This is a genomic window from Micromonospora sp. LOL_023 (genome assembly GCF_048060115.1).
GTDB lineage: Bacteria > Actinomycetota > Actinomycetes > Mycobacteriales > Micromonosporaceae > Micromonospora_E.
Map to the genome: position 1 here is coordinate 174,540 of NZ_JBHMIM010000003.1, position 22,714 is coordinate 197,253.

General features: G+C 68.7%; 18 protein-coding genes, 2 tRNA genes and 1 pseudogene. 11 read left to right on the top strand and 10 right to left on the bottom strand.

The window, feature by feature from the left end:
* Positions 1–164: 164 nt before the first annotated feature.
* From ACFHVL_RS03105 to rpmH, 8 genes and pseudogenes are all read right to left on the bottom strand, one after another.
* Entirely contained in the window at positions 165–1,238 is a 1,074-nt protein-coding gene (locus ACFHVL_RS03105; protein ID WP_416625332.1) for a ParB/RepB/Spo0J family partition protein, read from the bottom strand.
* A 27-nt stretch (positions 1,239–1,265) separates the two neighbouring features.
* Positions 1,266–2,513, bottom strand: a complete 1,248-nt coding sequence (locus ACFHVL_RS03110) for a ParA family protein (RefSeq protein ID WP_416625374.1) — start codon at positions 2,511–2,513, stop codon at positions 1,266–1,268.
* Between the two features lie 229 nt (positions 2,514–2,742).
* Complete coding sequence (gene rsmG, locus ACFHVL_RS03115) at positions 2,743–3,594, bottom strand: 16S rRNA (guanine(527)-N(7))-methyltransferase RsmG (protein ID WP_416625334.1); 852 nt, start codon at positions 3,592–3,594, stop codon at positions 2,743–2,745.
* Positions 3,595–3,598: 4 nt separating this feature from the next.
* On the bottom strand, positions 3,599–4,198 hold the full coding sequence (locus tag ACFHVL_RS03120) for a protein jag (protein WP_416625336.1): 600 nt from the start codon (positions 4,196–4,198) through the stop codon (positions 3,599–3,601).
* A gap of 223 nt (positions 4,199–4,421) precedes the next feature.
* Positions 4,422–5,486 carry a membrane protein insertase YidC gene (yidC, locus tag ACFHVL_RS03125; RefSeq protein ID WP_416625338.1) on the bottom strand — a complete coding sequence of 355 codons (1,065 nt, stop codon included), beginning with the start codon at positions 5,484–5,486 and terminating at the stop codon, positions 4,422–4,424.
* Positions 5,483–5,773 carry a membrane protein insertion efficiency factor YidD gene (gene yidD / locus ACFHVL_RS03130; protein WP_416625340.1) on the bottom strand — a complete coding sequence of 97 codons (291 nt, stop codon included), beginning with the start codon at positions 5,771–5,773 and terminating at the stop codon, positions 5,483–5,485. Before yidD ends, yidC begins: the two co-directional genes overlap by 4 nt.
* Before the next feature lie 74 nt (positions 5,774–5,847).
* Positions 5,848–6,234: pseudogene (rnpA, locus tag ACFHVL_RS03135) on the bottom strand (ribonuclease P protein component); the annotation flags it as partial.
* 34 nt (positions 6,235–6,268) lie between these two features.
* The gene (gene rpmH / locus ACFHVL_RS03140; protein ID WP_326550692.1) at positions 6,269–6,406 is read right to left on the bottom strand and encodes a 50S ribosomal protein L34; all 138 of its coding nucleotides are present in this window, start codon (positions 6,404–6,406) and stop codon (positions 6,269–6,271) included.
* Positions 6,407–7,017: 611 nt separating this feature from the next.
* Here rpmH and dnaA point away from each other — a divergent pair.
* The 5 genes from dnaA (at position 7,018) to ACFHVL_RS03165 (ending at position 13,286) form a co-directional block, all read left to right on the top strand.
* Complete coding sequence (gene dnaA / locus ACFHVL_RS03145; protein ID WP_416625343.1) at positions 7,018–8,856, top strand: chromosomal replication initiator protein DnaA; 1,839 nt, start codon at positions 7,018–7,020, stop codon at positions 8,854–8,856.
* A gap of 674 nt (positions 8,857–9,530) precedes the next feature.
* A complete protein-coding gene (gene dnaN, locus ACFHVL_RS03150; protein WP_416625345.1) occupies positions 9,531–10,664 on the top strand; it encodes a DNA polymerase III subunit beta in 1,134 nt (377 codons plus the stop codon).
* Positions 10,665–10,715: 51 nt separating this feature from the next.
* Entirely contained in the window at positions 10,716–11,591 is an 876-nt protein-coding gene (gene gnd / locus ACFHVL_RS03155) for a phosphogluconate dehydrogenase (NAD(+)-dependent, decarboxylating) (RefSeq protein ID WP_416625347.1), read from the top strand.
* 5 nt (positions 11,592–11,596) lie between these two features.
* Positions 11,597–12,733, top strand: coding sequence for a DNA replication/repair protein RecF (gene recF, locus ACFHVL_RS03160; protein WP_416625349.1), 1,137 nt, complete (start codon positions 11,597–11,599; stop codon positions 12,731–12,733).
* Positions 12,723–13,286: a DUF721 domain-containing protein gene (locus tag ACFHVL_RS03165; RefSeq protein WP_416625351.1), complete on the top strand. Its 564-nt coding sequence runs from the start codon at positions 12,723–12,725 to the stop codon at positions 13,284–13,286. Before recF ends, ACFHVL_RS03165 begins: the two co-directional genes overlap by 11 nt.
* A gap of 55 nt (positions 13,287–13,341) precedes the next feature.
* Here ACFHVL_RS03165 and ACFHVL_RS03170 read toward each other — a convergent pair whose 3' ends face one another.
* Complete coding sequence (locus ACFHVL_RS03170) at positions 13,342–13,902, bottom strand: hypothetical protein (RefSeq protein WP_416625376.1); 561 nt, start codon at positions 13,900–13,902, stop codon at positions 13,342–13,344.
* A gap of 572 nt (positions 13,903–14,474) precedes the next feature.
* Here ACFHVL_RS03170 and gyrB point away from each other — a divergent pair.
* The 6 genes from gyrB to ACFHVL_RS03200 all read left to right on the top strand — a co-directional run bounded on the left by gyrB (position 14,475) and on the right by ACFHVL_RS03200 (position 21,880).
* The gene (gyrB, locus tag ACFHVL_RS03175; RefSeq protein WP_416625352.1) at positions 14,475–16,418 is read left to right on the top strand and encodes a DNA topoisomerase (ATP-hydrolyzing) subunit B; all 1,944 of its coding nucleotides are present in this window, start codon (positions 14,475–14,477) and stop codon (positions 16,416–16,418) included.
* 280 nt (positions 16,419–16,698) lie between these two features.
* A complete protein-coding gene (gene gyrA, locus ACFHVL_RS03180) occupies positions 16,699–20,349 on the top strand; it encodes an intein-containing DNA gyrase subunit A (protein ID WP_416625378.1) in 3,651 nt (1,216 codons plus the stop codon).
* Between the two features lie 3 nt (positions 20,350–20,352).
* Entirely contained in the window at positions 20,353–21,348 is a 996-nt protein-coding gene (locus ACFHVL_RS03185; RefSeq protein ID WP_416625354.1) for a DUF3566 domain-containing protein, read from the top strand.
* A gap of 171 nt (positions 21,349–21,519) precedes the next feature.
* Positions 21,520–21,593 (top strand) — tRNA-Ile (locus tag ACFHVL_RS03190).
* 34 nt (positions 21,594–21,627) lie between these two features.
* A complete protein-coding gene (locus tag ACFHVL_RS03195; RefSeq protein ID WP_416625356.1) occupies positions 21,628–21,756 on the top strand; it encodes a DLW-39 family protein in 129 nt (42 codons plus the stop codon).
* A 51-nt stretch (positions 21,757–21,807) separates the two neighbouring features.
* Positions 21,808–21,880: transfer RNA gene (locus ACFHVL_RS03200), tRNA-Ala, on the top strand.
* Between the two features lie 381 nt (positions 21,881–22,261).
* On the opposite strand, the gene ACFHVL_RS03205 is transcribed toward ACFHVL_RS03200, so the two are convergent.
* A partial coding sequence (locus ACFHVL_RS03205) for an LPXTG cell wall anchor domain-containing protein (protein WP_416625358.1) occupies positions 22,262–22,714 on the bottom strand: 453 nt, incomplete at its 5' end.

Genomic DNA, 22,714 nt, shown 5'->3' on the forward strand with positions numbered 1-22,714 from the left:
GTTGCCCGGAGATTCGGCCGACCTGGCATCCGTCGTTTCACGTGAAACGATGTACGACCACGCCGCGAAGCAGCGGCGTGGTCGTACGGTGGGCCGGAATCCTGGCCGGGGCTGTCCGCTCGAGGCGCGCGCCAAGGCCGGGTTGTTTCACGTGAAACGGTCCGTCAGGACGCCTCTTCCGAGTCCTGCTCGCCGTCCATCCCGATGATACCGACGATGCGCTCGAGGTCGTCGACCGTGGCGAACTCAATGGTGATCTTGCCCTTGCTCCGCCCGATGTCCACCTTCACCCGGGTATCGAACCGGTCCGAGAGGCGGTCCGCGAGATCGGTGAGAGCCGGTGCATGCGGCTTGGCCCGCCGCTGCGCGGTGCCCGGGCGCTTGGCCTGCTCCTCCGTCGCGGCAAGTGCCACCAGTTCCTCGGTTGCCCGTACCGACAGCCCTTCAGCCACGATGCGCAGTGCCAGCGCGTCCTGGGCGGCGGAGTCGTCCAGGCCGAGCAGTGCCCGGGCGTGCCCGGCCGAGAGAACTCCAACGGCGACCCGTCGCTGCACCTGCGCCGGCAGGTTCAGCAGCCTGATGGTGTTCGAGATCTGCGGCCGGCTGCGGCCGATTCGCCGGGCCAGCTCCTCATGGGTGGCACCGAACTCATCGAGCAGCTGCTGGTACGCAGCGGCTTCCTCAAGGGGGTTCAGGTTGGCACGGTGGATGTTCTCCAGGAGCGCGTCCCGGAGCATCGCGTCGTCCTTCGTATCCCGGATGATCGCCGGGATGGCCTCTCGGCCGATCGCCTGGGCCGCCCGCCACCGGCGTTCGCCCATCACCAGCTCGTACTGCTCGCCGTCATCGAGCTGGCGGACCACGATCGGCTGAAGGAAGCCGACCTGCTCGATGGAGATCTTGAGCTCTTCGAGCGCCTCGTCGTCGAACACCTGCCGGGGCTGCTTCGGGTTCGGCACGATCGCACTGACCGGTAGCTCGGCGAACCGGGCCCCGGGAACCGGCGACAGGTCATCGGACGACAGGGCGATCACCTCGGGCAGAGCAGCCGAGGGCTGCTGGGACTCGACCTCGGGTGCCGGTGCCGGTGCCGCTACCGATGCCGGTGCCGGTGCCGCCAGCAAGGGCGCGACCGGCCCAGGATCGGGCTGCACCCTGGGCTGCGCGGGTGCCGGCGCCGCAGTGGGGATCAGCGCGCCGAGCCCACGACCGAGCCCGCCCTTCGGACGGTTCTTCATGCCCTGCCTCCCGCTCTACCCACACTGTCAGACATTGCGGCCAAGTCGCGCCACTCCACGCTCGGCGATCTCCTGAGCCGCCTCGAAGTAGCTCGTCGCACCCCGCGATCCGGGATCGTAGGTCATCACCGACTGGCCGTAGCTGGGAGCCTCCGACACCCGGACGTTGCGCGGAATGACCGACTGCAGGACCTTGTCCCCGAAGTGGTTACGAACGTCCTGCTCCACCGCGTCGGCCAGGCGGGTCCGTCGGTCGTACATCGTCAGCAGAATCGTGGAGACGTCCAGCGTCGGGTTGAGGTGCTGGCGGACCAGGTTGATGTTGTTGATCAACTGGTTCAGCCCTTCCAGCGCGTAGTACTCGCACTGGATCGGAATCAGCACTTCCTGGGCCGCGACCAACGCGTTGACCGTCAACAGGCCCAACGACGGAGGGCAGTCGATGAAGACGTAGTCCAGCTCCGCCGGATACGCTGCGACGGCTCGGGACAGCCGGGACTCCCGGGCCACCACCGAGACCAGCTCGATCTCTGCACCGGCCAGGTCGATCGTGGCGGGCACACACCACAGGTTGGGGATACCCTCGACGGCCTGAGCCACCTCGGTGAGCGGCACGTTGTCGATCAGGCAGTCGTAGACGTCCGGCACACCGGCGTGATGTGGGACGTTGAGGCCGGTCGAGGCGTTGCCCTGAGGATCGAGGTCGACGACCATCACGCGGTTGCCATGCAGGGCCAGCGCCACCGCAAGGTTGACCGTCGTGGTCGTCTTACCGACGCCCCCCTTCTGATTCGCGACACCCATGATGCGCGTCCGGTCTGGACGGGGCATGGTCACCTCGCCGCTGGGGTTCAAAATCTGCACGGCGCGCAAAGCCTCCATTGCCAAGGGGGGATCATCCTCTTCCCGGTTCGGTGTTTCACGTGAAACGTACGGGACGTCGGCCACCGGTGCGGAAGCACGCACCGGGCGACCGGGTGAGTTGGGGGACGTTGGCTGGTCCACCACCGCGGCGTCCCTCATCGAAGGGGTCGCCGGACCTGGCCCGTTCACCGGACCGGGCGGCGTCGCGACGTCGAGTGGTGACCGCGCGGTTGATTGCGTCGCCGCGCTGGGCCCGGCCCCATCTGCCTGCTTGACGCGACTGCCCGCTGGCGGGACACCGCCGACAGCACCGGGGCGGTCGGTCGTTTCACGTGAAACCATCGCGGAGTCACTGACCCGCTGGCGGTCACCTGTCACCGGGGAATCCTCGCAACTACCGTTGTCATGCACCGTGTCATCCCTGCCTGCCTTGGCTGGATCGGCACCGCCAGCGCTCACGTCCGCGCTTTCGGGCGTGGCGTGCGGACCAGCATGAGGCGGCAGGACTCTAACCACTGCGCGTTGCCGCCCGGCCCACACTATCGACGCGCGGTCAGCCTACGGGGATCCGGGGCGGCGTGGCCACGGCCGACCGCCCGACGTGTCGCAGTCCTGACGTCCATCGCCTTCGGTGGCCGGGTCACGAACGGCCGCGCCGCTGGCCACGCGGGGAGGCATCACGTCGGGCCCGGCCCGGACCGGCCTCGGTGCGCGACCGGACGGAAGCCGAGCCGAGTCGGCTGATCTCCACCACGGTCGTCGGTGGATCGACCCACCGCACCCCGCACCGCCGGAGCACCGGCTCGGAACCGCCGAGACGAGCGACCGCGGCCCGGTGCTCGGCGATCTCGGCGGCGGCGGAGCTTCCCTTCATGGCCAGCAGCCGCCCGCCCGGCACGGTCAGCGGCAGGCACCACCCCACCAGGCGGTCAAGCGGCGCCACCGCGCGGGCGGTGACGACCGGAGCCGCGCCGCCGGGATGGCCCCGGTGGAGTTCCTCGGCTCGACCACGGACCACCTCCACCGATTCGGCCAGCCCGAGGGCCGCCACCGCCTCGACGAGAAATGCGACTCGCCGAGCCAGCGGCTCCACCAGCACGATCCGCAAATCGGGGCGGGCGAGCGCAAGCGCGAGCCCCGGCAGTCCAGCCCCAGAGCCGACATCCAGCACGGCGGAGTCGGCGGGAATCAGCTCGCCGAGTACCGCGCAGTTGAGAAGATGACGGTCCCAGATCCTCGGCACCTCACGGGGTCCGATGAGTCCACGCAGCACGCCCTCGGTGGCCAACAGATCGGCGTAGCGAACGGCGAGTGGCAGCCGCTCGGCGCCGAAGATCTCGCCGGCGGCCGGTGGGACTGGGCCGCTACCGGCGGCAGCGGTGCTGGCGGGCGGTAGGGAGTGCCGATCGACCTCAGACGCCGCCGGCCCGGACGGTTCGTTCCCGTCCGGGCCGGCGGCCACCCGATCGTCTGGTACGGGCAGCTGGGTCATTGGTTCAGTCGGCCGGACGGACGACGATCCGGCGGGTGGGTTCCACACCCTCGGATTCGCTCAGCACGCCGTCGAGAGCATTCACCACGTCATGTACGCACTTGCGCTCGAACGCCGACATCGGTTCGAGCCGCACCGGCTCGCCGTACTCCTTGACCTTCTCCACGGCGTTCTTGGCCACCGCGACGAGCTCCTTGCGGCGGTTCGCCCGGTAGCCGCCGACGTCCAGCAACAGCCGGCTCGGCGTACCGGTCTGCCGGAAGATGGCAAGCCTCGTCAGCTCCTGAAGTGCTTCCAGCGTCGCACCACGCTGGCCGACCAGGGCACCGAGCTGGCCGCCGACCACCTCGACCATCGGACGTCCCGCGGTGACCAGTTCGTCGATGTCCCCGTCGTAGTCGAGGATGTCGAGCAGGCCCTCGACATAGTCCGCCGCGATCTCGCTCTGCTGGAACAGGTCGCTGTCACTGGCTACGGCGGGCGTCGGCGTGTCCTCGTCAGCCGCGTCACCGTCGGTGTCGTCGTCCGTGTCCACCACGGCCCCGGTCGGGGCGACCTCCTCGTCGGTGGACGAGTCGGTACTGGGCAGGCTGGTATCGGTCACGGTGTCATCTCCGTACTCGCTCGGCGGAACCGGTCGGTCCGCTGGTTTCCCGAGGCGGGCGGACGGGCGCCTCGTCCTCGGGGACGTCTACGTGCCACCGCTACCGCGGCGGGCTCGGCCCGGGCCGCCGGGCCCGCCACCTGGGGCGGCGAGCCCGGCGGCCCGGGGCCGCCGGGGCGCGTCGTCCGAGGCCGCTGATGGCGCCCTCGGCGAGCGCGCCCGGTCAGCCGGGGCGCTTGGCCGGTCGCCGCTTTTTCGTGTTGACCGGCTTCGCACCAGGTTTGGGCTTGAGCGCCTCGCGGACGGGCGACGGCTCGGGCTCGGCCGGCGCGGCACCGTTCGCCTTGCGGGCGAAGATGCCACCGGACTTGGTCTTGGTGTCGGCGGCGGCACCGTTACGGGCCGAGGTCGTGCCGCCTTTGCTGGTCGGACGCCCGGTCGAGGACCGGCCGCCGGTCGAGGTCGTCGCGGACTTGCCCTTGCCGGCCGGCATCGGCGGTGGCGGGAACTTCCGGAGTACCCATTGCTGCTGGGCGAGCGTCACCAGGTTGTTGACCACCCAGTAGATGATCACGCCGACCGGGAAGATCGCGCCGGAGATGAGCAGCGAGGCCGGGATGCCGTACAGCATCAGGCGCTGGATCATCTTCTGCTGCGGGTCCTCGGCCCAACCGGTCTTGAGGATCATCTGCCGGCTGGTCAGGTAGGTGGTGACGATCATGATGATGACCAGAATCCCGGTGATCACCTTGACCGTCGTGCCGTTGGCACCCATCGCGGCCAGTTCCTCGGCGGTGGAACCGAACCGGCCAGCGAGTGGGGCGGTGAACAGACTGGCGCCGGACGCGTCGTAGAACTGGTCTGCGGACCAGCCGTAGAGGTCGACGTTGATCGTCTGCTCCGGATTGAGCCGACGCAGGATGTGGAACAGACCGAGGAAGACCGGGATCTGCAGGAACATCGGAAGGCAGCCCATCAACGGGTTTGCCTTCTCCACCCGGTACAGCTCCATCATTTCCTTCTGGAGCGTCTCCCGGTCACCCTTGTGCTTCTCCTGCAGCTCCTTGACCTTCGGCTGCACGGCCTGCATGGCGCGCTGCGACTTGATCTGCTTGACGAAGACCGGGAACAGGATCACCCGCACGGTGACCACCAGGAACACGATGGCCAGGATCCACGACCAGTTGGTGCCGAGGACCTCGCCCGACGGCACGCCGATCCGGTCCCAGGCCGAGTGCCAGAGCAGGAGGATCCACGAGATCGCCCAGTAGATCCAGTCGAGACTCAATTCGGGGCTCCAGTCGCATCGGCACGGCGGCCGCCCGGCATCGGCACCGGGTCATATCCACCGGGGTGGAAGGGGTGGCAACGCAGCAGCCGCCAACTTGCCAACAGCACACCCCGTAGTGCACCGCGCCGGGCGATCGCCTCCTGGGCGTACGCGCTGCACGACGGGTAGAACCGACAGCGAGCCGGCAGAGCCGGGCTTATCCAACGACGGTACGCGACGATCGCCGCAGTCAGCAGGCGGCCACCCGGTGTCGTGGGTCGAGGAAGATCGTCCGGGGCGTTCATCGCGGCTCCCCGCCCCCCCGGTGCCGTCGGTGCTCCCGGCCACGCCCAGCGGACTGACCTTCGACCGAGCTGTCGCGGGGGCGACGCGAGGTGGTACGACTCGCGGCGGCGATGGCGGCGTCGAGGTCGGCTCCAAGACCCGCCGACGAGCTGCCAGCCGCCGCCGGCAGTGCCCGCACGACCACGGTCGTGCCAGCCGGCAACGACGCCAGCCTCGGTCGGACCAGGTGTCGCAGGCGGCGGCGGACCCTGTTGCGGACCACCGCGTCACCGACACTCTTGGAGACGATGAACCCGGCGCGGGAGCCAGATACAGGCACGTCCACGCCGGGTTCATCGGTGTGCGTCATGGCCGGAAGTAGCAGGTGAACGACGAGACAGCCACGGCCGGCGCGCCGGCCGGCGCGTACGACCTCGGTGAAGTCGGCACGGTCGCGTACCCGCTGTGCGGCGGCCAGCATGGCTGTTTACATCTCCGCGGGGCCGGCGAGGCCGTCAGGCCGACAGGCGGGTGCGGCCCTTGGCACGACGGGTGGAGAGGATGGACCGTCCGGCCCGGGTGCGCATACGCAGCCGGAAGCCGTGTGTCTTCGCGCGGCGGCGGTTGTTCGGCTGGTAGGTGCGCTTGCTCACGTCGATCTCTCCGTCAAGGTGTGGCCCCGGCAACGACCGGAGTCAGGTGATCAGACCGGCCTGCGGTGTGGGATGCGGGTTGGTCTGTGGCATGCGGGTTGGTCCGGGCGCTGTGCAGGCACAGCACACCCGATGAGCTTATCAGAGTGCTCCGGAGCTGCCGCGCCGCCCGCTGACCGACCGGCGGGCGCCCGGCGCGTCGCAGTCGGTCCGGCGGCGGCCTCACCACCGTTTTCACCGACAACGACAACGGTGAGCCGGCACCGCCGGTTGAACGGTCGTGGATGACGCTGTTAGCGTGCGCGATTGCCGGTCACGCATCCGGCCGCACCTGGTACCGCTCCATCGGTACGGACCAAGCGGCCAGTTCGGCCGCCCGCAGCGGTGATCACAGGGCGCCAGACCGGCAGGGGGGCAAGAGCTCAGGCGGACCACGGGGATCCGCGGTCAGCAGTACACACAGGTTGTGGATAACTTGTGGATGACGGTCAGTTCAGCGGCCCGCGGCACGGCTCGTCGTACCTGTTCGAGAGCGGGACCGGTCCAGACCGGCGGCCGACACCGACAGTTGGCGGCGCCGGGGACCCGGATGCGATGGGGGTGGCGCTACGGTGGCCGACACGATTGACCTCGGCGCGGTCTGGTTGGCGACCACGGAGGAGCTGGCAGACGAGATCGTCTCGGCGCAGCAACGTGCCTATCTCCGGCTGACCCGGTTGCGGGCCATCGTCGAGGAGACCGCGCTGCTTTCCGTGCCCGATGCGTTCACCCGCGATGTCATCGAGTCCCGGCTGCGGCCGGCGATCACCGAAGCCCTGTCCCGCCGGCTCGGTCGCGAGATCCAGGTCGCGGTCACCGTACGGCCGCCCGACGACGGGCAGGGCCGGGCGATCGGCACGGTGTACGGCACGGCGACCGTCGAGGTGCGGGGCGGTCAGCAGGAGACCGCCGACATTCGCGCAGAGCCCTCAGCCGGCCATCAGCCACCCGCCGTACCCACCGATCAGCAGTTTGGCGACGCCGGGCCGGCGACGCCCGACAAACCGTATCGACATGGCGATGCCGGGTCGCATGACACCAGCGAGATTCCGGGCGTCGAAACTCAGCAAACCGGTCAGCCCGGTCAGCCGCCGGTGGTACCGGGTGCCCGCGCGGGCGATCAGGGCGCGTTGTTCGGTGCCGAGTACGCCGCACCCGCCGACCTGTTCACCACCGACGGTGACCCGGGCCCGGCGCGGCAGCCACCATCGCCCCCCGCCCGTCCGACACCGGACTACCGTCTACCGGATCAGCGGTACGGTGGGCCGCCCGATCATCTGCGGGCGGGTCCACCGGACAGCGGTCCCGGTCGTGGCGGGCTGGAGCACCGCGGCACCGGGCGGGAGGACCGGCGGCTCAGCGGGCCGGGGGTCGACACCGGCGGCAACCGGCTCAACCCGAAGTACATGTTCGAGACCTTCGTCATCGGCTCGTCCAACCGCTTCGCGCACGCGGCCTCGGTCGCGGTGGCCGAGTCCCCGGCCAAGGCCTACAACCCGCTGTTCATCTACGGCAGTTCGGGGCTCGGCAAGACGCACCTGCTGCATGCGATCGGCCACTACGCCACGACCCTCGGAAACGCCCGGTCGGTGCGCTACGTCTCCACCGAAGAGTTCACCAACGACTTCATCAACTCGCTGCGCGACGACAAGACCAGCGCCTTCCAGCGGCGCTACCGGGACGTCGACATCCTCCTGATCGACGACATCCAGTTCCTGGAGAACCGGGAGCGGACCCAGGAGGAGTTCTTCCACACCTTCAACACGTTGCACAACGCCAACAAGCAGATCGTGATCACCTCCGACCGGTCTCCCAAGCAGCTCGCGACGCTGGAGGACCGGCTGCGGACCCGCTTCGAGTGGGGGCTGCTGGCGGACATCCAGCCGCCCGACCTGGAGACCCGGATCGCCATCCTGCAGAAGAAGGCGGCGCAGGAGCGGCTGTACGCGCCGCCCGACGTGCTGGAGTTCATCGCCTCCCGGATCTCCAGCTCGATCCGGGAGCTCGAGGGCGCGCTGATCAGGGTCACCGCGTTCGCCAGCCTCACCCGGTCGCCAGTGGAGCTGGCGCTCGCCGAGGAGGTGCTACGCGACTTCATCCCCGACGGATCGGGCCCGGAGATCACCGCCGACCAGATCATGGTCTCCACCGCCGACTACTTCGGGGTCAGTCTGGAGGACCTGCGCGGCCACTCCCGGTCCCGGGTGTTGGTCAACGCCCGGCAGGTGGCCATGTACCTCTGCCGGGAGTTGACCGACCTGTCGCTGCCCAGGATCGGGCAGGCGTTCGGCGGCCGAGACCACACCACGGTGATGCACGCCGACCGCAAGATCCGCCAGCAGATGGCCGAACGGCGGTCGCTGTACAACCAGATCGCCGAACTGACCAACCGGATCAAGCAAATCGCCTGACCGGTTTTCCACAGCTTTTCCACAGGGGGTTGTCCACGGTTGTGGACAACCCCCTGTTTCGGCTCCTCGGTTATCCACAGGCTGTGGACGACGGGCTGTGGAAACCGCTGTGGACAATCACGCTCCGTAGCGGTTTGTCCACAGGTTGCCGGCTGCCTGTGGACCACCTGTTGAAGGTTCTGGGGACAACGGGGGCCTGCACCCGCCCCGGTTCATCCACAGGTGGGGACGAACCCTTGGGATAACCGGTGGATAACCGGTGGATAACTCGGTCCGCCTGTGTGCAACGAAACCGCCTGTGGATGAACCGGCAGGTTGTACCCAGCTCCCTCCACAGGTAATCCACCGCTGCCCAACCCTGCTGAGCTGCACATACGTGAGTTGTCCACAGAGTGCACAGGACCGACGAAGACGATGAGTTTTATCTTCTAGACAACAAAAACCAATCATCGGCGTTGTGGATGGGTGTGGATGAAGCAGTCGACGGAGCTCACGCACCGGAGGACGCGTCGCAAGCCTGGGGGCGGACGCACGGGCGTCACGCTCTGGCCTATCGTTCGGAGAGGTCCGTTGACCGACAGCAGTCGAGCCGCCGAGGGCGACCTCGGGTCCGGCAGCACAGAAGATCGTTCGAGTCGACGCGGAGGCACGCCCATGAAGTGCGGAGGCAAGGGATGAAGTTCCGGGTGGAGCGCGACGCGCTCGCCGACGCGGTCGCCTGGACCGCCAAGAGCCTGCCCAACCGGCCGTCGGTGCCGGTACTGGCCGGCGCGATGCTCCGGGTCACCGACGGCTCCCTGCAGGTATCCGGGTTCGACTACGAGGTCTCCAGCCAGGTGACCGTCGACGTGCAGGGCGACGCGGACGGTGCGGCTCTGGTCTCCGGCCGGCTGCTGGCCGAGATCACCAAGTCGCTGCCGGCGAAGCCGGTCGACATCGCAGCCGTCGGCGCACACCTGGAGCTCGTCTGCGGCAGTGCCCGTTTCACGTTGCCGACGATGCCCGTGGAGGACTACCCGACGTTGCCGGAGATGCCGGCGAGTGCCGGGACGGTGGACGCACCCACGTTCGCCGCCGCTGTCGCCCAGGTGGCGATCGCGGCCGGCCGCGACGAGACTCTGCCGATGATGACCGGTGTCCGGCTCGAACTCAGCGGCTCCACCCTGGCGATGCTCGCCACCGACCGCTACCGGCTGGCCATCCGGGAGATCGAGTGGCAGCCCGACGACGCCGAGATCGACCTGAACGCGTTGGTTCCGGCCCGTACCCTCGCCGACACCGCCAAGACGCTCGGCCCGACCGGCGGTGAGGTCGTCATCGCGCTGGCCCACGGCGGAGCGGGTGAGGGCATGATCGGCTTCGCTGGCGGCACCCGCCGGACGACGAGCCGACTGCTCGACGGCGCGAACTACCCGCCGGTGCGTTCGCTCTTTCCCAGCAGCCACAACGCCGACGCACGGGTCAGCGTCTCCGGCCTGGTCGAGGTGGTCCGCCGAGTCGCGCTGGTCGCCGAACGCACCACCCCGGTGCTGCTCAGCTTCGGCCCGGACGGACTGGTCGTGGAGGCCGGCAACACCGAGGAGGCCCGGGCCAGCGAGGCCATGGAAGCGGCCTTCACCGGCGAGCCACTGACCATCGGGTTCAACCCGCAGTACCTCATCGACGGACTGCAGAACCTCGGTGCGGCCACCGCCGTGTTCACCTTCGTCGACGCGTTCAAGCCGGCGGTGATCTCACCCGCCGGCGAGGACGGCGAGATCATCCCCGGATACCGCTATCTGATCATGCCGATCCGGGTAACCCGGTGACAGCTGGTCGTCGGACCGGCGACGATCCGCGGTAACGAAAGGGGACAGACGGTGCAGCTCGGCATCATCGGTTTGGGTCGGATGGGCGGCAACATGCGTGACCGGCTACGCGACGCCGGTCACGAGGCGTACGGCTATGACCGCGACCCGGCGGTGAGCGACGTCGCGAGCCTCGCCGAGCTGGTCGACCGGCTCACGGCCCCCCGCGCGCTCTGGACGATGGTGCCGCTGTCGGTGACCTCGTCGGTCGTCGACGAGCTGTCCGGCCTGCTCGACCCGGGAGATCTGGTGATCGACGGTGGCAACTCGCGATTCACCGACGACGCGCCCCGCGCGGCCAAGCTGGCCGAGCACGGGATCGGTTACCTCGACGTCGGGGTGTCCGGCGGCGTGTGGGGCCGGCAGGCCGGCTACGGACTGATGGTCGGCGGGGACGCCGACCACGTGGCCCGGATGATGCCGATCTTCGAGGCGCTGAAGCCCCCGGGCGAGCACGGCTTCGTGCACGCCGGCCCGGTCGGTGCCGGGCACTACGCCAAGATGGTGCACAACGGCGTGGAGTATGCCCTGATGCACGCCTACGCCGAAGGCTACGAGCTGATGGCGGCGGCAGATCTGATCACCGACGTCCCCGGGGTGATCAAGTCCTGGCGGGACGGCACCGTGGTTCGTTCCTGGCTGCTCGACCTGTTGGACGCCGCGCTCGACGAGGACCCGCAGCTGGCCGCGCTGCGCGGCTACGCCGACGACACCGGTGAGGGCCGGTGGACGGTCGAGGAGGCGATCAATCTCGGCGTGCCGATGAACGTGATCGCAGCCTCGCTGTTCGCCCGGTTCAGCTCCCGGCAGGACGACTCTCCGGCGATGAAGGCGGTCGCCGCGCTGCGCAACCAGTTCGGCGGGCACGCCGTGCAGTCCAGTCCCTGACGTCCGTGTACGTCCGCCAGCTCGAACTGATCAACTTCCGCTCGTACGAGCGGGTCGACCTCACGTTCGACCCCGGCGGCAGCGTCCTGATGGGCGCCAACGGGGTCGGTAAGACCAACCTCGTCGAGGCGCTCGGCTACCTGTCGACGCTGGGCAGCCACCGGGTCGCCACCGACGCGCCGCTGGTGCGGGTCGGTGCCGATTCGGCGGTCATCCGGTGCCTGATCATGCACGACGAGCGGGAGCTGCTGGTCGAGCTGGAGATCGTGCCGGGGCGGGCCAACCGGGCCCGGCTGGGCCGGTCACCGGCTCGCCGGGCCCGTGACGTGCTCGGCGCGCTGCGGCTGGTGCTCTTCGCCCCCGAAGACCTGGAGATCGTCCGCGGGGATCCGGCCGAGCGTCGCCGCTACCTCGACGAACTGCTGGTCACCCGGCTGCCCCGGTTCGCCGGGGTGCGGGCCGACTACGACCGGGTGGTCAAGCAACGCAACGCCCTGCTGCGCAGCGCGTACCTGGCCCGCAAGACCGGCGGTACCCGGGGCGGCGACCTGAGCACCCTGGACGTGTGGGACACCCACCTGGCCAGGCACGGGGCCGAACTGCTCGCCGGCCGGCTGGAGCTCGTCGACGCGCTCGCGCCGCACGTGGCCAAGGCGTACGGCGCGGTGGCCGCCGGGGCGAGCGCGGCCGCGATCGGCTACCGCTGCGCCATCGAACTGCCCGAGCCGGCGGCAACGGACCGGGCGGAGCTGGAGTCGGCGCTGCTGGCGGCGCTGCGCGAGGCACGGCGCAGCGAGGTCGACCGGGGGGTGACGCTGGTCGGTCCGCACCGCGACGACCTGCACCTGAGCATCGGCAGCCTTCCGGTCAAGGGGTACGCGAGCCACGGTGAGTCCTGGTCCTGTGCACTGGCGCTGCGGTTGGCCGCGTACGACCTGTTGCGCGCCGAGGGGATCGAGCCGGTCCTGGTGCTCGACGACGTCTTCGCCGAGCTCGACAGCGGCCGTCGGCAACGGCTGGCCGAACTGGTGGCGGGAGCCAGCCAACTGCTGGTGACCTGTGCGGTCGCCGACGACGTACCGGTAGCGTTGCGCGGGGCACGCTTCGAGGTGACTCCAGGGGAGATACGCCATGCCGGCTGAGCCGCAACCGGGACCGCCGAGTTCCGAGCCACCGATCCTGCCGCCGCCGTCGACCGGTCCGCAGCTGGCCCGGGCAGTACTCGACGCGGCCCGGGCCCGTCGGGAGGCGAACCGGTCCCGGCGTACCGGCAGCGGTCGTGACGGTGGTGGCGACGGCGGGCGACGGCCGCGCGGCTATTCCGGACCCGGGCCGGATCCCCGCGATCCGCAGTTGTTCGGCGACGTGCTGGCCCGGCTGGTGAAGTCGCGCGGCTGGCAGCAGCCGGCGGCCGAGGCCACGGTCTTCGGCGCCTGGGAGAAGGTGGTCGGCCCGGAGATCGCCAAACACAGCCGGCCGGTCAAGCTGGAGGACGGCGAGCTGACGGTGGAGGCGGAGTCGACTGCGTGGGCGACCCAACTGCGCATGCTCGCCCGATCGTTGCTGCATCGGATCGCGAAGGAGGTCGGCCACAACGTGGTGCGCAAGTTGCACATCCACGGTCCGTCGGCCCCGTCATGGTCGAAGGGTCCCCGGCGGGTCCGCGGCCGGGGACCACGGGACACGTACGGCTGACGCCGGGAAGCGGGAGCGCGTACGGCTGACGCCAGTCGTGGACCCGGGCCGGCGATCAGGTCTCGGCGTCGGCGTAGACGGCGAATCCTCGGTCTGCGCAGCGGCGGTAGAAGTGCGACAGCACGGCGAGCTCCGACTTCGGGAAGCTCCACTGCGGCGCGTCGCCGGCGTCGTCGCGTAGCGCGCCGAGCCGGGTCTCCAGCCAGCGCAGCTGCTGCTCGGCCAGCCGGGCGTCGGCGAGGGTGTCGCGCAGCACGGCACCGACCGTGTCGAAGGTGACGGTGTCGCCGTAGCGCTCGTGGCCTTCGACGAAGCGTTCCAGGCCGCCGGCGATCCAGGCGCAGCCGTCCGGGTCGATGACCGGATCCTCGTCCTCGGCCGCCGCTTCGGTCGCGTACAGCACCCCGGTGAGACCTAGCAGAAGATCGACGAGTTCGGTGTACGCGGTCGCCCGTACGCTGCCTGTCTTGGCGACGTAGCCGGCGAGCGCGGCGGTTGGGGCCGCGACGTCGGCCTGCTCCGCCAGGTCGCCGAAGTCGACGAACTCCGCCGGCGCCACCGGTTCGTAGAATTCGCCGACCCGTGGCCACTGCACCGCGACGTTGTCCAGGCCCATCGCAAGCGTCACCCTTCTCCAGCTGATGGCGCTCCGATGCGACTGCACGGCGGTGCAGCCGCCCGGGCGCGCCTGAGCGGTAGCGGCACTGTAGCGGCACCCGGTCCGGTACCTGATCTCAAGGTGCGGGGTTCGTCTTGGCGCCACATTCGCCGCGGGAGGTGGACCGCGGGCGTGTGGGGGTGGTCGCGGTGGGTGGGGTACGGCCGGCTACGAACCTCTCAGCCGCTTTACGGGGGTGCCGCGTCCCTGTTATCTCGGCTCGGCACAGTAGGATCGTAGACAGAGACGAGGGAGACCCGCGCGGAGCGACGATCCGGACCACTGGGCATGATCACCGGCAAGGTGATCTCCGGCGGTCGAGACCGTCGGATCGGGCGGGGCCCAGCCGTTCGTGACCCGCGGGTGCCCCTGCGGCGTTCGGTGCGTTTCGCCACCCGTAGGCGATCCACCCCGTGGAGGTCGGGTCGTCGGCCGTGGTGTGCGATCCGCGCCCGCGCGCCGCCGGACATCCCCGCCGAACCCCGCGCCCTGCGCCCGTCGTGGCCAGGCGCGCGAGAAAGTGGCTGAGCGTGTCAGCGCAGAACAAGCAGGAGTACGGCTCCGAGTCGATCACCGTGCTTGAGGGCCTGGAAGCGGTCCGCAAGCGGCCGGGCATGTACATCGGCTCGACTGGTGAGCGTGGCCTGCACCACCTGGTCTGGGAGGTCGTGGACAACGCGGTCGACGAGGCGCTGGCCGGCCACTGCGACACCATCGAGGTGGTGCTGCTGCACGACGGTGGCGTGCGGGTCACCGACAACGGCCGTGGTTTCCCGGTCGACCTGCACCCGAAGTTGAAGAAGCCGGGTGTCGAGATCGCGCTCACCGTGCTGCACGCCGGCGGCAAGTTCGACGGCAAGGCGTACGCGGTCTCCGGTGGTCTGCACGGGGTCGGTGTCTCCGTGGTGAACGCCCTCTCCGTGAAGATGGAGGTGGAGATTCAGAAGGACGGCTACTTCTGGCGGCAGCGGTACACCAATTCCAAGCCGGGCCCGCTGGACAAGGGCGAGCCGACCAACCTGACCGGTTCCGCGGTCTCCTTCTGGCCGGACCCGACGATCTTCGAGACCACCGAGTGGGCCTTCGAGACGATCTACCGCCGGCTGCAGGAGATGGCGTTCCTCAACCGTGGGTTGACGATCCAACTGCGCGACGAGCGGGTCACCGAGGACAACGGAAAGCACCGCGAGGTTACTTTCTGCTACAAAGGCGGCATCGCGGACTTCGTCCGGCACCTGAACAACTCCAAGAACCCGATCCACAAGAGCGTGGTCGAGTTCGGCGCGGAGGAGGAAGGCATGTCGGTCGAGATCGCCATGCAGTGGAACGAGTCGTACGGCGAGTCGGTCTACACCTTCGCGAACACGATCAACACCCACGAGGGTGGCACCCACGAGGAGGGCTTCCGGTCCGCCCTCACCGGGGTGGTCAACAAGTACGCCTTCGACAAGAAGCTGCTCAAGGGGGACGAGAAGCTCTCCGGCGAGGACATCCGGGAAGGGCTGGCCGCGATCATCTCGGTGAAGCTGGCCAACCCGCAGTTCGAGGGGCAGACCAAGACCAAGCTGGGCAACACGCCGGTGAAGAGCTTCGTGCAGCGGGTGTGCAACGAATGGCTGGTCGACTGGCTGGACCGCAACCCGGCCGAGGGCAAGATGATCATCACGAAGGCCACCCAGGCGGCCCGGGCCCGGATTGCCGCCCAGCAGGCCCGCAAGCTGGCCCGACGCAAGTCGCTGCTGGAGTCCGGTTCGATGCCGGGCAAGCTGGCCGACTGCCAGTCGACCGACCCGCGTGAGTCGGAGGTCTTCATCGTCGAGGGCGACTCGGCGGGCGGTTCCGCCAAGCAGGGACGGGATCCGCGTACCCAGGCGATCCTGCCGATCCGTGGCAAGATCCTCAACGTCGAGAAGGCCCGCATCGACCGGGTGCTGAAGAACAACGAGGTCCAGGCGCTGATCACGGCGCTCGGCACCGGCATCCACGACGACTTCGACATCGAGAAGCTGCGGTACCACAAGATCGTGTTGATGGCGGATGCCGACGTCGACGGCCAGCACATCCAGACGCTGCTGCTCACCCTGCTGTTCCGGTTCATGCGGCCGCTGGTCGAGCTCGGTCACGTCTACCTGGCCGCCCCGCCGCTGTACAAGATCAAGTGGAACCGGAAGGGCGACGACGCACAGTACGCGTACTCCGACCGGGAGCGCGACGGACTGATCGCGCTGCGCCAGCAGAAGAAGCCGAACGCCAAGCCGGACGACATCCAGCGGTTCAAGGGCCTCGGCGAGATGAACTACCCCGAGTTGTGGGACACCACGATGGATCCGGCAACGCGTACGCTGCGTCAGGTGACCTTGGACGACGCCGCAACCGCCGACGAGTTGTTCAGCGTCTTGATGGGGGAGAACGTGGAGGCACGGCGGTCGTTCATCCAACGCAACGCCAAGGACGTCCGGTTCCTGGACATCTAGCGACTCCAGATCGGGGCGCACCCCGAGACCGGGAGCGGCCCGATCGAGTTGTCCACAGCTTCGCGAGATTCCACCGCCGTTGTCCACAGCGGTTTGACGATAATAAGTCTGATAAGGGTAAACAGTGACGGATACTCCCGAGTCCTTCGACAGCGAGTCGGACAGCGCGGCCGCCGCCGCAGCGGCCGTAACCGCCGCAGCGGCGGCAGTCGCCGGCCACGACCGCATCGAGCCGGTCGGGCTGGAAGTCGAGATGCAGCGCTCCTACCTCGACTACGCGATGAGCGTGATCGTCGGTCGGGCGCTGCCAGACGTACGGGACGGACTCAAACCCGTACATCGCAAGATCCTCTACGCGATGTTCGACTCCGGCTACCGGCCGGACCGGGGCTACGTGAAGTGCTCCCGGGTCGTCGGCGACGTGATGGGTCAGTTCCACCCGCACGGCGACTCGGCGATCTACGACGCCCTGGTCCGGATGGCGCAGCCCTGGTCGCTGCGTTACCCGCTGGTCGACGGCAACGGCAACTTCGGCTCACCGGGCAACGACCCGGCAGCAGCCATGCGCTACTGTCTGTCCGGTAATGTCCGAATCCGCACCTCTGAAGGCTCGGTCCGGATCGAGCAGGTCGTGCCGGACGCCGCATCGAGCAGCGAGACCGATGTCGACCTCAAGGTCCGCGACCGCAACGGCGATCTGGTCCGCGCCTCCAAGTACTTCCACTCCGGCGAGCACCCGACCCTACGGCTGCGCACCCGCGAGGGGTACGAGCTGACCGGCACCCACAACCACCCGGTGCTCTGCCTGGTGAACGTGGCCGGCGTGCCGACCCTGCTCTGGAAGCTACTCGCCGAGATCTCCCCCGGCGACCGGGTGGTCATCCAGCGCTCGGTGCCGGACGAGATCGGCTACCCGATGCTGGAGCACGTCGAGGCAGCCGTCCTTGCGGGTGCGCTGGTGAGTGAGGGCTGGATTTCCGACGAGTGGGTTGAGTTCGCCAACGTCGATCGCAGCTTCTTCACTCGGGTGATCGCGGCGTTCGATCTCGCTATCGGGGGTAAGCGCTGGTTCAACGAGGAGTCGACGCCCTCTGGCAACACGCTGTACCGAGTTCGGGCCAGCATCAAGCAGTTGGCTAGCACCGCACTGGGCGAGCTGGTCGGTGCGCGCAGCGCCGCCAAGTGCGTACCCGAGTTCGTCTGGCAGGGGCCGGCGGCTGTCAAGCGTGCCTTCCTCCAGGCGCTCTTCGAGGGCGATGGCTCCTCCTCGCTGCTGCCCCGCAACACAATCCAAATCTCGTACTCCACCCGCAGTGACCGGCTGGCCCGTGAGGTGCAGCAGCTCCTGCTGGAGTTCGGCGTGATCAGCAAGCAGTGCCGGTACGACGACGGCGAGATCAAGGTGGTCGTGACCAACCGCCGCGACGCCGGGATCTTCGCCGCCCACGTCGGTTTCCTCGGGCGCAAGCAGGCCAAACTGGAGTCCGAGCTGGCCCAGGTGCCGGCGACCAGCAGGGTTCTCGCCGGCGACTTCGTGCCGTTCGTCGGGGACTTCATCCGGGAGCACGGCGCAACCCGCTGGACGGAGCGTGACTGGCTGCGCCGGCACAACGTCGACCGGATCGAACGATGGGAGCGTGACCGGTCCGAGATTCTCGCCCGGATCACTGAACGCGAGGTGCGCGACGTCGTCGAGCCGCTGGTCGACGGCCGCTTCTACTACGCCGAGGTCGCCGAGGTCGCCGACGCGGGCGTGCAGCCGGTCTACAGCCTTCGGGTGGACACCGACGACCATTCCTTCGTCACTGACGGATTCGTCAGCCACAACACCGAGTGCAAGCTCGACCCGCTGGCGATGGAGATGCTGCGGGACATCGACGAGGACACCGTCGACTTCCAGGACAACTACGACGGGCGGGCAAAGGAGCCGGTGATCCTGCCGGCCCGGGTCCCCAACCTGCTGATCAACGGCTCCGAGGGCATCGCGGTCGGCATGGCGACCAAGATCCCGCCGCACAACCTGCGGGAGATCGCCGCCGCGGTGCAGTGGTGCCTGGAGAACCCGGAGATCGACGAGCCCACCACGCTCGAAGCGCTGCTGGAGATCGTCAAGGGCCCGGACTTCCCCACCGCCGGCCTGATCGTCGGCACCACCCCGATCCAGGACGCGTACCGCACCGGCCGCGGGTCCATCAGGATGCGGGCGGTGGTCGAGGTCGAGGAGGACAAGAAGAACCGGACCGCGCTGGTCGTCACCGAGCTGCCGTACCAGGTCAATCCGGACAACCTCGCCGAGCGGGTCGCCGAACTGATCAAGGAAGGCAAAATCGGCGGGATCGCCGACATCCGGGATGAATCCTCCGGGCGTACGGGGATGCGGCTGGTCCTGGTCCTCAAACGCGACGCCGTCGCCAAGGTGGTGCTCAACAACCTCTACAAGCACACCCAGCTGCAGGAGACGTTCGGCGCCAACATGCTGGCGCTGGTCGACGGGGTGCCGCGCACGCTGAACCTGGCGCAGTTCATCCGCTACTACGTCGAGCACCAGATCGACGTCATCCGGCGGCGGACGGCGTACCGGTTGCGCAAGGCCGAGGAGCGGGCGCACATCCTGCGCGGTCTGGTCAAGGCGCTCGACATGCTCGACGAGGTGATCGCCCTGATCCGGCGGTCGCCGACGGTCGAGGATTCCCGTCAGGGCCTGATGCAACTGCTGGACGTCGACGAGATCCAGGCCACCGCGATCCTGGACATGCAGCTGCGGCGGCTCGCCGCCCTGGAGCGCCAGAAGATCATCGACGAGCTCGTCAAGATCGAGATTGAGATCACCGATCTCAAGGACATCCTGGCCAAGCCGGAACGGCAGCGGAAGATCGTCTCCGAGGAACTCGGCGAAATCGTCGCCAAGTGGGGCGACGAGCGGCGGACGAAGATCGTGCCGTTCGACGGTGAGGTCTCGATGGAGGACCTGATCGCCCGCGAGGACGTGGTGGTCACCATCACCCGAACGGGTTACGCCAAGCGGACCAAGGTCGACCTCTACCGTTCCCAGCGCCGGGGCGGCAAGGGTGTCAGCGGTGCCACGCTGCGCCAGGACGACATCGTCAGCCACTTCTTCGTCGCCTCGACCCATGACTGGATGCTGTTCTTCACCAACAAGGGCCGGGTCTACCGGGCAAAGGCGTACGAGCTGCCGGAGGCGTCGCGTACCGCTCGTGGGCAGCACGTCGCCAACCTGCTGGCCTTCCAGCCGGATGAGCACATCGCCCAGGTCATCCGGATCCCGAACTACCAGGTGGCCCCCTACCTGGTACTCGCCACCCGTAACGGGCTGGTCAAGAAGACCAAGCTGGAGGAGTTCGACTCCAACCGGTCCGGGGGGATCATCGGCATCAACCTGCGGGACACCGATGAACTGGTCGGTGCCGCGCTCGCCTCGGCCACCGACGACCTGCTGCTGGTCTCGAAGAACGCCCAGGCGATCCGATTCAACGCCACTGACGACGCGCTGCGACCGATGGGCCGCGCCACCTCCGGTGTGATCGGCATGCGGTTCACCGACGACGACGAGTTGCTGGCCATGGAGGTCGTCCGCGAAGGTATGGACGTCGATGTTTTGGTGGCCACCAACGGGGGGTACGCGAAGCGGACACCCATCGAGGAGTACCCGGTGCAGGGCCGGGGAGGTAAGGGCGTGCTGACTGCCAAGATCACTGAACGTCGTGGTGGTCTGGTCGGGGCCGCCGTGATCAGCCCGGACGACGAACTCTTCGCGATCACCAGCAACGGTGGCGTGATCCGGACTCCGGTGAAGCCTGTACGACGTACCCGGGATCGGAACACAATGGGGGTCAAGCTCATGGACCTCCCAGACGGCGTAACCATCGTGGCCATTGCTCGCAATGCCGACGAGCCTGACGAACAGGACTAGTTGATGACGGAGACCCAGGCGAAGTCGGGGGCCACGGGGGCCGCGGCGGGGCCGGTCGACGAGGAGTCCACCACCGGGGGCCCCGCAACGGCCACCGGCCGGGCAGCTGTCGGCCGGGCTACCGTCCCGGCCGACTCGCCGTCGCCGAAATTCACCCGAGCACCGGGGATGCCGCCGCCGCCCGATCGACCTACCGACGACGCAGACGGCGATGCCGCCGCCGGTTCGGGCCGAGCCGGCGGCACCGGCGACCGCGCTACCAGTGGCGCTACTCAGCTCGGCGGCGGCGCCGCCCCGTCCGGAAGGTCGTCCACGCCTGTGACGTCGGCACCTCCTGTCTCGTCCGCACCACCAACCAACTCCGGCAGCGGGTTCACCGGTGGCGCGCTCGGCGCCACCGCGGCCAGCGGCACCAGCGTCCGCCCCGGTGCCGCGACGACCCAGCAGATCGGCACCATCGGAGGTGCTACCAAGGCCGGCGCCCCGGCGCCCGGCAGCCGTAGCGGGCTCGGCTCGCCGAGCGTGCGCACGATCGGTGCCACCGGAGCCGGGGCCGCGGCGGTAGGCGCCGCTCGGGTAGGCGGCGATGGTGCCCGTACCGCCCGCCCCGGGGTGAGCTCCGCGGCTTCGCGCGGCCCACGCCGGGCCCGCCTCAACCTGAAGCGGATCGACCCGTGGTCGGTGATGAAGTTCTCGTTCGCGGTCTCTCTCGTGCTGTTCATCGTGGTGATCGTCGCGACGTCTGTGCTCTACCTGGCTCTGGACGCGATGGGTGTGTTCCAGAGCGTGAACGCCAGCCTCGGTGACCTGATCGGCACCGGCACCGGCGAGGGTCCGTCGTTCCGGATCACCGCGCAGGGCGTGATCGGCACGGCGGCGCTGTTCGGCCTGGTGAACGTGGTTCTCTACACGGCGCTCGCGACGCTCAGCGCGTTCATCTACAACGTCTGCGCCGACCTCGTCGGCGGACTCGAGTTGACCCTGGCGGAGCGGGACTGACCGACCACGACCGCACGACGCGGGCGGCCGGGCACGTCGATACCCGATGGTCCCGGCCGTTCGCGATCCGGTAGTCTCCCGATGTCCGGCAGGCCACCTGCCAGGCGCCGGTGGTGCCCGGCCCGAGTTTGGGTCCAAGTCATCGGTACGGTAACCTAGCTCGTCGCGTACGGGGCTATAGCTCAGTCGGTTAGAGCGCAGAGCTGATAACTCTGAGGTCGCTGGTTCGATTCCAGCTAGCCCCACTCCACGACAGTCGAGCGTAAGGGGATACACCCCATGGTCAAAAAGCTCCTGATCATCGCTGCGGTCATCGGTGTGGCCGCCTTGGTCGCGAAGAAGGTCAAGGAGACCAGCGACGAGCGTGCCCTGTGGCACGAGGCGACCACCGCTCCTGATCTTCGCTGATCTTCTCCTGTCCCCGGCCGGCGGTCGTCACCGTTTCGGCGGGGACCATCCGGGGCCATAGCTCAACTGGCAGAGCACTGCCTTTGCAAGGCAGGGGTTAGGGGTTCGAGTCCCCTTGGCTCCACCGACCGCACCATTGTGCGAAGCGGGTTTTTACTCGTGCATGCCCCCGCCCGGGTCGGGCGGGGGCATCGTCGTGTCGGTGGGGATCTTTGACACGGGATGACTCCCTGGCCGGTGAGTTGGACTTCGGCAGCGTCGCCGACCTGCTCCCCGACCTTCAGAACGCGCTCGCGCGCCAACCCGACTGTCGCCATCGACCCGGCGAACGGGGTACGGCTCGTGCTCCGGCATCGAGACTCCCTCGATACCGAGCGCGACTTGACGGTGCCGGGCGGCACGCCCAGCACCGTCAAGTCGCGGCCTTGCCCAAGGTGCAACCGCGCCGGTAGATCTGCGACGGCGCCTGTACGTCGTCGGTGACGAGGCTGCGGAGCACCGTCGGTCAGCGTCGCCGGTACGGATCGCGGCGACGTTGAGTTAGGTAGACCAGCCCGACGCCAGCAAAGACGAGCACCATACCGCCGACGATGACATTGATGGTATTCGTGCCGGTGAGTGCCAGTCGGTCGGCGAGCTCTTCCGCGCTGTCGGCGTCGTCGATGGCCTCGTCGACAGCGAGGTTGTCGGTTGCCGGGGCGTTCAGGCCACCAGCGCCGGCGGTTGGGCTCGGCTCGGGCTCCTCTTCCTCGACAGGGGTGGCCGATTCGGTCGGATCCGGCGTCCGGCCGGTGACTCCCCGAATCGGTGCCGCACTTTCGGTGTCTTCGACCTCGGGTTTGGCCGGTGCCTCAGGGCTGGCCGGTGCCGGCTGCTCCTGTTCCTTCTCGGCTGGGGGTTCTTCGGCTGGGGGTTCTTCGGCTGGGGGTTCTTCGGCTGGGGGTTCTTCGGCTGGGGG

Bases quoted from the DNA above. Each gene is read 5' to 3' on its own strand.
- ACFHVL_RS03165 (WP_416625351.1), top strand. From the start codon at position 12,723: ATGCCGGCTGAGCCGCAACCGGGACCGCCGAGTTCCGAGCCACCGATC.
- yidD (WP_416625340.1), bottom strand. From the start codon at position 5,773: ATGAACGCCCCGGACGATCTTCCTCGACCCACGACACCGGGTGGCCGC.
- dnaN (WP_416625345.1), top strand. From the start codon at position 9,531: ATGAAGTTCCGGGTGGAGCGCGACGCGCTCGCCGACGCGGTCGCCTGG.
- ACFHVL_RS03170 (WP_416625376.1), bottom strand. From the start codon at position 13,902: ATGGGCCTGGACAACGTCGCGGTGCAGTGGCCACGGGTCGGCGAATTC.
- ACFHVL_RS03105 (WP_416625332.1), bottom strand. From the start codon at position 1,238: ATGAAGAACCGTCCGAAGGGCGGGCTCGGTCGTGGGCTCGGCGCGCTG.
- ACFHVL_RS03195 (WP_416625356.1), top strand. From the start codon at position 21,628: ATGGTCAAAAAGCTCCTGATCATCGCTGCGGTCATCGGTGTGGCCGCC.
- ACFHVL_RS03185 (WP_416625354.1), top strand. From the start codon at position 20,353: ATGACGGAGACCCAGGCGAAGTCGGGGGCCACGGGGGCCGCGGCGGGG.
- rsmG (WP_416625334.1), bottom strand. From the start codon at position 3,594: ATGACCCAGCTGCCCGTACCAGACGATCGGGTGGCCGCCGGCCCGGAC.
- gyrA (WP_416625378.1), top strand. From the start codon at position 16,699: ATGAGCGTGATCGTCGGTCGGGCGCTGCCAGACGTACGGGACGGACTC.